Annotated in this window: 9 protein-coding genes; 2 read left to right on the forward strand and 7 right to left on the reverse strand. The window is 70.6% G+C overall.

Annotated features, from left to right (window positions below):
* Nucleotides 1–23 precede the first annotated feature (23 nt).
* Nucleotides 24–506, forward strand: a complete 483-nt coding sequence (locus ACFU8Q_RS36375) for an RICIN domain-containing protein (protein ID WP_384462897.1) — start codon at nt 24–26, stop codon at nt 504–506.
* A 600-nt stretch (nt 507–1106) separates the two neighbouring features.
* Here the strand turns inward: ACFU8Q_RS36375 and ACFU8Q_RS36380 are convergent.
* From ACFU8Q_RS36380 to ACFU8Q_RS36405, 6 genes are all read right to left on the reverse strand, one after another.
* Nucleotides 1107–1706, reverse strand: a complete 600-nt coding sequence (locus tag ACFU8Q_RS36380) for a hypothetical protein (protein WP_384462877.1) — start codon at nt 1704–1706, stop codon at nt 1107–1109.
* Nucleotides 1707–2041: 335 nt separating this feature from the next.
* Nucleotides 2042–3199 carry a CaiB/BaiF CoA transferase family protein gene (locus ACFU8Q_RS36385; protein ID WP_384462880.1) on the reverse strand — a complete coding sequence of 386 codons (1158 nt, stop codon included), beginning with the start codon at nt 3197–3199 and terminating at the stop codon, nt 2042–2044.
* Nucleotides 3196–3450 (reverse strand): hypothetical protein, encoded by a 255-nt coding sequence (locus ACFU8Q_RS36390; protein WP_384462883.1) that lies wholly within the window; start codon nt 3448–3450, stop codon nt 3196–3198. The genes ACFU8Q_RS36385 and ACFU8Q_RS36390 overlap by 4 nt, the downstream gene beginning before the upstream one ends.
* Before the next feature lie 244 nt (nt 3451–3694).
* Nucleotides 3695–4627: a class I SAM-dependent methyltransferase gene (locus ACFU8Q_RS36395; RefSeq protein WP_384462886.1), complete on the reverse strand. Its 933-nt coding sequence runs from the start codon at nt 4625–4627 to the stop codon at nt 3695–3697.
* Nucleotides 4628–4734: 107 nt separating this feature from the next.
* On the reverse strand, nt 4735–5478 hold the full coding sequence (locus ACFU8Q_RS36400) for a class I SAM-dependent methyltransferase (protein WP_384462889.1): 744 nt from the start codon (nt 5476–5478) through the stop codon (nt 4735–4737).
* Between the two features lie 414 nt (nt 5479–5892).
* Nucleotides 5893–6198, reverse strand: a complete 306-nt coding sequence (locus ACFU8Q_RS36405) for a 4a-hydroxytetrahydrobiopterin dehydratase (RefSeq protein ID WP_384462891.1) — start codon at nt 6196–6198, stop codon at nt 5893–5895.
* Between the two features lie 62 nt (nt 6199–6260).
* Here ACFU8Q_RS36405 and ACFU8Q_RS36410 point away from each other — a divergent pair, with 62 nt between their 5' ends.
* The gene (locus ACFU8Q_RS36410) at nt 6261–7103 is read left to right on the forward strand and encodes a helix-turn-helix domain-containing protein (RefSeq protein ID WP_384462894.1); all 843 of its coding nucleotides are present in this window, start codon (nt 6261–6263) and stop codon (nt 7101–7103) included.
* On the opposite strand, the gene ACFU8Q_RS36415 is transcribed toward ACFU8Q_RS36410, so the two are convergent.
* A complete protein-coding gene (locus ACFU8Q_RS36415) occupies nt 7093–7836 on the reverse strand; it encodes a YoaK family protein (RefSeq protein ID WP_384462900.1) in 744 nt (247 codons plus the stop codon). The genes ACFU8Q_RS36410 and ACFU8Q_RS36415 overlap by 11 nt on opposite strands.
* Between the last annotated feature and the right edge of the window lie 125 nt (nt 7837–7961).

Consider the following 7961-nt stretch of genomic DNA (forward strand, 5'->3'; position numbering starts at 1 on the left):
GTGCCGCAGGACGGAACCGGAACATGAGCGGGGACACCGCGCCCGTCGTCGCGGCCGGCCGTTACCAGCTGCGCAATGTGGGCAGCGGTCTGCTGCTGGAGGTGTACGGCTCCGCCAAGGGCGGTGGCGCCCCGGTGCAGCAGGGCGCGGAGAGCGGTTCGACGGCCCAGCACTGGCAGCTCTCCCCCGTGCACGAGGGCGCGGCGCTGTACCACCTGGTCAACGTCCACAGCGGCAAGCGGCTGGACGTCGCCAACGCCTCCACCGAGAACGGCGCCACGGTCCAGCAGTGGCGGGCCAACAACTACGGCGCTCAGGAATGGCTGATCGAGCGGCACCTGGAGGCACCGGGGGTGGTGACGCTGGTCAGCTTCATCAGCGGGCTCGTCCTGGAGGTCGCCGACGGCAGCACGGCGGACGGTGCCCGTGTCCAGCAGTGGGAGGACACCGACTCCCCCGGCCAGTGGTGGCAGCTGGAGCCGGTGCGGGACACCCCCGGGGCATAGGCCGGGTACAGGCCTGCGCGCGGATGCGTGCGGAAGTGCGGATACGTGCCAGAACGCGGACCGGAACGCGGGTGGCCCTTCGGGGCCGTGCCGCCCGGGCCGTCACCCACCTGGGTCAAGGCCCGTCGCCAGGTGCCTCTGAGCACTGCGGGGTTCCTCGATCGCCGGTATCCCGGCCGTACGGCCGACCGACTCCCTGACGGCCGGGACGTGGGCGACGTCTGCCGCGCCGGCTCCACGTTCTGCCGCCCGGTCGCCGGGCCCCGCCGAGGGCCGCAGGCCGAGAACGAATCCGGAAGCCGATTCCCGGAACCGGAGCCCGGAAGCCGAATCCCGGAAACCGGAGCCCGGAGCCCGGAGCCCGGAGCCGGAATTGGAACCGGAACCGGCACCGGAGCGCGGTAGCCGCGTGCGGCGCGGCTGTTACGGTCGGATGGCAGTGCCTCGCCGTCCGGCTTTAGTATGGTTCGGCAGATGTTTGGGTTTGTCAGTCGTCGTTCAGGTGTGGGCATCCGACCGGGTCGCTCCGATCGGATGCCCTGACTGGAGCCCCGGCCCGATTCCGGCGGGCCGGGGTTCTACGTCAACCGAGGGACTCGGTCACCAGTCACCGTCACCGCGGTCGTCACCGCGGTCACCGCGGTCGCGGTCCTCGTCGAAGCGGTGGATCACACGGAAGCTGCCCACCACTCCATTCTTGACCTTCACGCCGCCCTTGACGCGTCCGGGGTGAACCCCGTCGCTGGAGCTCCACGGTCCGACGGTGGCGATGGGGGCGCCGTTGTCGCAGGTGGCCCCGCGGAAGACCTCGACGGTCCGGCGGCTGTCGTTGCGAATGTTGAGGCTCTTGGCGCCGAGGCCGCTGACCACGACCATGCAGCCGCCCGGCTCGGCAGAGTACGTCCGCTCGTTGATCTGGATGCGGCCCTCGAAGTGCTCACGGCCCTCCTCGAAACCACGGCGCTCGTAGCCCCTGCCCTCGTTGCCCCTCCCCTCGTTGCCCTTGCCCTCGTTGCCCTTGCCCTCGTTACCCTTGCCGGCGTCGCCGCCGTCGAGAGCTGAAAGAGGAGCGGCCTGCTGGACGGCCGGGGCAGCCTGGACCGGCTCGGTGGGGGCGGCCGAGGCGTAGGTGATGCCGGTGGCGGCCAGGGCCGCGGCGGCCGCGACGGCGGCTGTAACGATAGTGGAACGGGTAACCATGTCGCTTCTCCTGTCTCAGAGAGGTCGGCTGAGCAGTCGACCCGTGAATGAACGTACTGACGACCCTCATACCTGTCATATCGGACACGTTGAAGGTCGACGCCTGCACGCCGATCGAGGTACATAAAGTACGCCATATGCTATTTCCATATAATTGGACTAGATGCCAATTGCCTTTATTTCTAGGCAAATTGATCCGCTATTAGCCTGTCCAGGGGACTTTCTGATGCCCGCTCACCCTGGCGGCAGCGTGTCTTCTCTTGACACGGTCCGGGCATCGGTCGGGGGCCGTGGGTGCCGGTCATCCACGGCCCCGTCAACGGGTCGGCGGGCGGTCAGCCGTCCAGCCAGCGCCTGAGGTCCTCGGTGTGTTCGCCGAGGCGCGGCGGCCGCCGTTCGTACCGCGGCGGCGTACGGGACAGCCCGATGGGGTTGGCCACCAGGCGCATGGGGTCGTCGGGGCCCGCGTCGGCGGGTGTGACCTGCGGGGACAGGCCCAGACGTTCGGCGAGACCGAAGGCGCCCGCAAGGTCGTTGACCGGACCGCAGGGCACCCCGAGCGGGGTGAGCAGGGCGAACCACTCGGCTGCGGTGCGCGGCGCGAGCAGCGCGGAGATCTCCTCGGCCAGAGCGTCGACGTGCGCGACCCGGTCCGCGTTCGACGCGAACCTGGGGTCGGTGGCCAACTCCTCGGCACCCAGGCCCCGGCACAGGGCGTGGAACTGCCGGTCGTTGCCGACGGCGACGACCAGCGGCCGGTCCTCCGCCCGGTAGATCTCGTACGGGGCGATGGACGGGTGACGGTTGCCGAGGATGCCCGGCACCTGACCGGCCAGGGTGTAGCCGCCCGCCTGGTTCACCATGCTCGACAGCAATGAGGACAGCAGATTGACCTCGACGTGCTGGCCGTCACCGGTCGCGTCGCGGTGGCGCAGCGCCGCCATGACGCCCACGGCGGCGTGCAGTCCGGTGAGCACGTCGACGAGCGCCACACCCGTCTTGACGGGCTGTCCCGGTGCGGGCCCGGTGACGCTCATCAGCCCGCCGACCGCCTGCAGCAGCAGGTCGTAGCCGGGCAGCGCGGCTCCTTCGCCGGCTCCGAATCCGGTGACCGAGCAGTAGACGATGCCGGGGTTGAGTGCGTGGGCCTCCTCGTAGGAGAGCCCGTACTTGCCCATCGTGCCGGGGCGGAAGTTCTCGAAGAGCACATCGGCGCGACGCACCAGTTCGTGGGCGTGCCGGCGTCCTTCCGCCGTGCCGAGATCGAGAGTGAAGGACCGTTTGTTGCGGTTCACGGACAGGAAATAGGTGGATTCGTCATGGGCGCGCGGCGGGCCCCAGGCCCGGGTGTCGTCGCCGGAGCCCGGACGTTCCACCTTGATGACGTCGGCGCCCAGGTCCGCGAGGAGCATCGTGGCGTACGGGGCGGCCAGCACCCGCCCGAAGTCGGCGACCACGACACCCGACAGGGGGCCGGGAACTGCGGCGGTCATCGGATCACCGTCCGGGAGCCGTGTGCGTACACCGTGGCCGTGCCGGTACGGAAGTCCCGTGCGGTGCGGACCCGTTCACGTGGGCCGAAGCCGCTGTGCCGCGACCCGGCGAAGAGGACGTGCGGGCCGGCCCCGGTCGGCTCGAACTGTTCCTCGCACCACAACGGGTCTTCACGGCAGGGCAGTTCGACAGCGGCTCGACGTACATGGGCGCCCTCGGCGCGCGGCAGGACGGCCGAAGTGTGCTGCATGGGCTTCCTCTCGATACGTGTCCTCGCGCGAGGCGACGCGTCGCGAGCCGGGCCGGTGACGACCGGGCTCGCGAAGCCACATCCTGGGCCCACAGCACAGGTGACCGCAGTGGACGAGATGTCCCACTCGGCTGCCGGTGAGCACTCCAATCCGTCCATGGGCGGTGCGAGGGGACGCACCGGCCGGCCCGGCCCCGCGGTGTCCCCGGAACCCGGCGGGTCGGCACAGGTCAGCCCTTACAGGTCAGCCCCGCCGGCCCAGGTGCAACGTGCGTGCCATGAGCAGGAAGACATCGGGGCGCTGACGCAGTCCGGCCGGGTCCTCGGGGTCGAGGAGCCGGTCCAGTACGGCGACGTCCTCGGCCGGGAGCACCTCTTCGAACATCTCGCGCCGACGGGTGAACTCGGCGATGACATGGTCGCGCGCGGGCTCCGAGAGCGGTGCCGGAAGGTCGAGCAGGAAGCTGCGGGTGCCCTGCGGGTCCAGCCCCACCGCGGTGAACAGGGCGCTCCAGTCCTCGGTCTCCCGCTTGGTGCCGGGCAGCGACGCCCGCATGTCCTCGAACCAGTCCGCGGTGATCGCGTCGAGCCTGGCCTCCAGACCGGGCCGCCCGATGCCGATGTCGCGCGGGAGCTGGCGGGGCGGCAGACCGCCCTCGACCAGGGCGATGGTCCCGCCGGGGCGCAGCAGGGCGGCGAACCCGGCGAGGACGGCGCGCTGGTCACCCATGTGATGCAGAGCGTTGCCCACCCAGATCAGATCCGCCTCCCCCAACGCGTCGAGGCTCTCGGGGATCTCGGCCTGCTGGGTCCGTACGCGGTCGCCGAGACCGAGCCGCTGGGCACGGGCCCGGGTGCGTTCCAGAAGGGCCGGGGTGCCGTCCACGGCGACGACTTCGGCCTCCGGGAACACCTCGGCGAGCAGACAGGAGATCACGCCGGGGCCGCTGCCGATGTCGAGCACCCTGCGCACGTTCGGGGCCGTGGGCAGGCCGGCGATCCAGCGGGCCGCCTCCTCGTACTGCGGGCGGCTGAGCTCGGCGTTCTGCTCCAGCAGCGGGCCCATGACGTCCCAGTCGAATTCGGTGGTGCCGTGGTGATGCACGTGGGTGGGGTCGTTGTGCCGGTGGCCGTGAGTGGCGGTGTGCTGATGACCATGGTCGGTGTGCTGGCTCATGGGGACAGCCTCACCACCCATCGGCGTTCTGGCCAGATTTGTTGCCGATTCGGCAAGCGGCTATGTCGGTACGGGCGGAGCGGGGGCGTTGGAGGGGTGGTCCCGGGTCAGTCGCTCCGCCGCAGTGCCAGCAGCCGGTAGCGCGGGTCGGCGCGCGGCCTGTCGGGCTCGGGCAGCGCTGTCAGGACTGCGGCGAGCCGTTCGGCCGCCGTCCCCGGCAGGTGCAGCCGTGAGGCGTAATAGCCCGCACGCACCGTGTGCGCCGCGTTCGACGGGCTCCTGCCCTGGCCGTGCCCCAGGAAGTGGGCCTCCCCCACCAAGTCGAGGCCCGCGTCCGAGCCGTACCTGACGATCAGGTCCGCGGCGTCGGACGGATCGGCGTTCAGGTAGGGGGCGAACGCCACGTCTATATCGCTGCCGACGTCATGGGCCGCGTCCTTGTCGACGGTGGTGACGAACACACCACCGGGCCGCAGCACCCGCGCCGCCTCGGACACCACAGCCCGCACATCCTCCTCCCCGCGCAGCAGATGCAGCAGCCAGATCGCGGCGACCGCGTCCACCGTGGCGTCGGGCAGCGGCAGCCGGCGTGCGTCGGCCAGCGCCACCGCGCCGATCCGCCGCCGGGCGACCCGCGCCATGCCGTACGAGGCGTCCGTACCGAACACGCGAAGTCCGGGACGGGCAGGGGCCATGCGCTCGGTGACCAGTCCCGTCCCGCAGCCGATGTCCAGCAGGGTGCGGGCGGACGACGGGACCAACTCCAGTACTGCGGCGGCCGCGGCCTCCGCCCTGGGCGCACCACCGCGCGTGGCGTCGTAGTTGGCTGCTTCGGTGTCGTAGTCCAGCATCTGACCGACTCTAGGCCAGACCTCCGCCGATTGGACACCCACCTATTGCCGGTACGCCGTCGGGCCCATAACTTGCGTTTACGGAGCTGGAGTTGCGCCATCTGTGAACCGTACGAGCCATTGCCGGCACCGGGGGCCCGGCAAAGGCTGCCGCGGCTCTCGGGCTCGCCCGGCAGGAGCGGTGGGCGGGCACACGCGGGCGGCCTACGCGAAGGCGGTGGAGCGCAGCGAAAGCCATACGGGGTGGCTCGCTGCGCATCCACGCTTCGGCCCGGCGATGTGACATGTCGGCGCACGGCGGTGGGTCGGCGGACTCGGCTCGGGATGAGGATGCGACCTGTCATCGTGCACCGACGGGCCCTGATCCGGAAGGTGACATGCCACCGCACGGCGGCCGCGTGCCCGTTCGTCCGGCTATCTGACGCCGTGCCCTGGGGCGATCGCCACCACTCGCGCGGCCAGGTTCAGGTCGTTCTCGGTGACCACGCCGCCCGCGTCATGGGTGTTCACGGACAGGATGACGGTGTTGTATCCGAGGGTCATGTCGGAGTGGTGGTTCAGCTCGTCCTGGATCTGGGCGATGTGCACGGTCAGCCCCAGAGCGGCGAAATGCGTGTGGAGCCGGTAGGTGCAGGTGATCCGGTCCCCCTCCAGCGACCAGCCGGGCAGATCACCCAGACGGTCCTCGATCTCCTTCTGCGACAATGGTGCGGCGGGCATGCTGAGACTCCCTCACGAGCGACGGTTCCGGTCGACGGTGCCGGTGACGTTACGGTCTGGGTATGACAACTGTCGCGCTTGACACGGGGGTAGGGCCGCTGCTGCGCAGCTGGCGGGAACAGCGTCGGATCAGCCAGCTGGAGCTGGCGCTGCGGGCCGATTCCTCGGCCCGGCACATTTCCTTCGTCGAGACCGGCCGCTCCCGGCCCAGCGAGGACATGATCCTGCGACTGGCCGAGCACCTCGACATCCCGGTCAGGGAACGCAACGCTCTGCTGGTGGTGGCCGGTTACGCGCCCCGCTACGCACAGACCGCGCTCGACGACCCGGCGTTCGGCGCGCTGCGCGAGGGGATGGAGCGGCTGCTCCACGGGTACGACCCGTACCCGGCGCTCGTCGTCGACGGCATGTACAACGTAGTGGCGGCCAATCGGGGTATCACGATGCTGCTGGAGGGCGTGGCAGGGCATCTGCTGGCGCCGCCGCTGAACGCCATGCGGCTCACCCTTCACCCGGAGGGCCTGGCTCCGCGCATCCGTAATCTCCGGGAGTGGCGGGCCGATCTGCTGGCCCAGATGGAGCGCCAGATCGCCCTGGCCCGGTCGGCGGAACTGCGTGAGCTGTACGAGGAGGTCGCCGGCTATCCCGCGCCCGGAGGTACGGACCGGGCCGACGGAGCCGGGCCGGCCGCGGGCGGCGACGGGGCGATCGAAAGGTCCGGCCCGGCGTCGCTGCCTTTCGCGTTGCCGTTGCACATCGAGCACGGCGGGCAGGTGCTCTCGTTCGTCTCCTCCATCGCGACGTTCAATACGCCGATGGACGTGACGGTGTCCGAGCTGGCCATCGAGACGTTCCTGCCTGCCGACCGGGCCACCGCCGACCATCTGCGCTCCCTCACTTCCTGACGATCGGGCGGACCCAGGGGGCGTCGGCACGCGCCAGGACGATCGCGGCCGTGGTGACGGTCGCCAGGAGCGCCAGGGCGAGCAGCAGGGGAAGGCTCGGGTGTCCGTGCAGGACGGCCACGGCTCCGACGAGCGCGCCGGCCATCATGGCGGCGGCCGAGAGCACCCGTCGTCCGGCCTTGCTGCCGGCTCCGCCCGCGAACCGGCTGTCGGAGAGGATGCCGGTGATGGTCAGCGTCAGCACGGTGGTGGTGAGGTCGGGGACCGCCAGTGCCCGGGACACGGCGTTCTGCACCCCGAGGCCGAGTCCGAGCAGTGTGATGAGCGCGAATCGGGCCCCGCCGACGTACGGATGCCCGGACGCCAGAGTGACGATCAGTGCGGCCAGGACACAGGTGGTCTCGACGAGGAGTGCGTACATCAGCATCCGCCCGCGATGCGTCGGGGCGTGGTGCACGATCAGGCCGCCGAGCAGCGCCCCCGCCGCGAACGCGGCGAGTGCGACGAGCGAGGCGGCGAATGAGAAGCCGGGGGCTCCGGCGATCGCGAAGCCGGAGAAGACCACATTGCCGGTCATGTTCGCGACGAAGACCCGGCCGAGTTCCAGGTAGCTGACCGCGTCGACCAGCCCCGTCACGACGGTCAGGGCGAGCATCAGGGGAGGCAACGGTCCGTGCCGGTCGTTCATGTCGGGTACGACAGTGGACCATGCCTCACGCAACAGGACGGGCACGGGCATGGCCATGGGCTCGCTCCGATCACCGGTGGGTGCTCGGAATTGTGCCGTCCCGGACGCGCGGAACGCCACGACCGACGCATGTCGCCCCCGCCCCGAAGGAGGCCCGGCTTCCTTCGGGG

The organism is Streptomyces sp. NPDC057543 (genome assembly GCF_042801895.1).
Lineage (GTDB): Bacteria > Actinomycetota > Actinomycetes > Streptomycetales > Streptomycetaceae > Streptomyces.

What these genes read in the sequence shown, in the direction of transcription:
- ACFU8Q_RS36405 (WP_384462891.1), bottom strand. Translation starts at nt 6,198, where the DNA reads ATGCCCGCCGCACCATTGTCGCAGAAGGAGATCGAGGACCGTCTGGGT.
- ACFU8Q_RS36400 (WP_384462889.1), bottom strand. Translation starts at nt 5,478, where the DNA reads ATGCTGGACTACGACACCGAAGCAGCCAACTACGACGCCACGCGCGGT.
- ACFU8Q_RS36410 (WP_384462894.1), top strand. Translation starts at nt 6,261, where the DNA reads ATGACAACTGTCGCGCTTGACACGGGGGTAGGGCCGCTGCTGCGCAGC.
- ACFU8Q_RS36385 (WP_384462880.1), bottom strand. Translation starts at nt 3,199, where the DNA reads ATGACCGCCGCAGTTCCCGGCCCCCTGTCGGGTGTCGTGGTCGCCGAC.
- ACFU8Q_RS36380 (WP_384462877.1), bottom strand. Translation starts at nt 1,706, where the DNA reads ATGGTTACCCGTTCCACTATCGTTACAGCCGCCGTCGCGGCCGCCGCG.
- ACFU8Q_RS36395 (WP_384462886.1), bottom strand. Translation starts at nt 4,627, where the DNA reads ATGAGCCAGCACACCGACCATGGTCATCAGCACACCGCCACTCACGGC.
- ACFU8Q_RS36390 (WP_384462883.1), bottom strand. Translation starts at nt 3,450, where the DNA reads ATGCAGCACACTTCGGCCGTCCTGCCGCGCGCCGAGGGCGCCCATGTA.
- ACFU8Q_RS36375 (WP_384462897.1), top strand. Translation starts at nt 24, where the DNA reads ATGAGCGGGGACACCGCGCCCGTCGTCGCGGCCGGCCGTTACCAGCTG.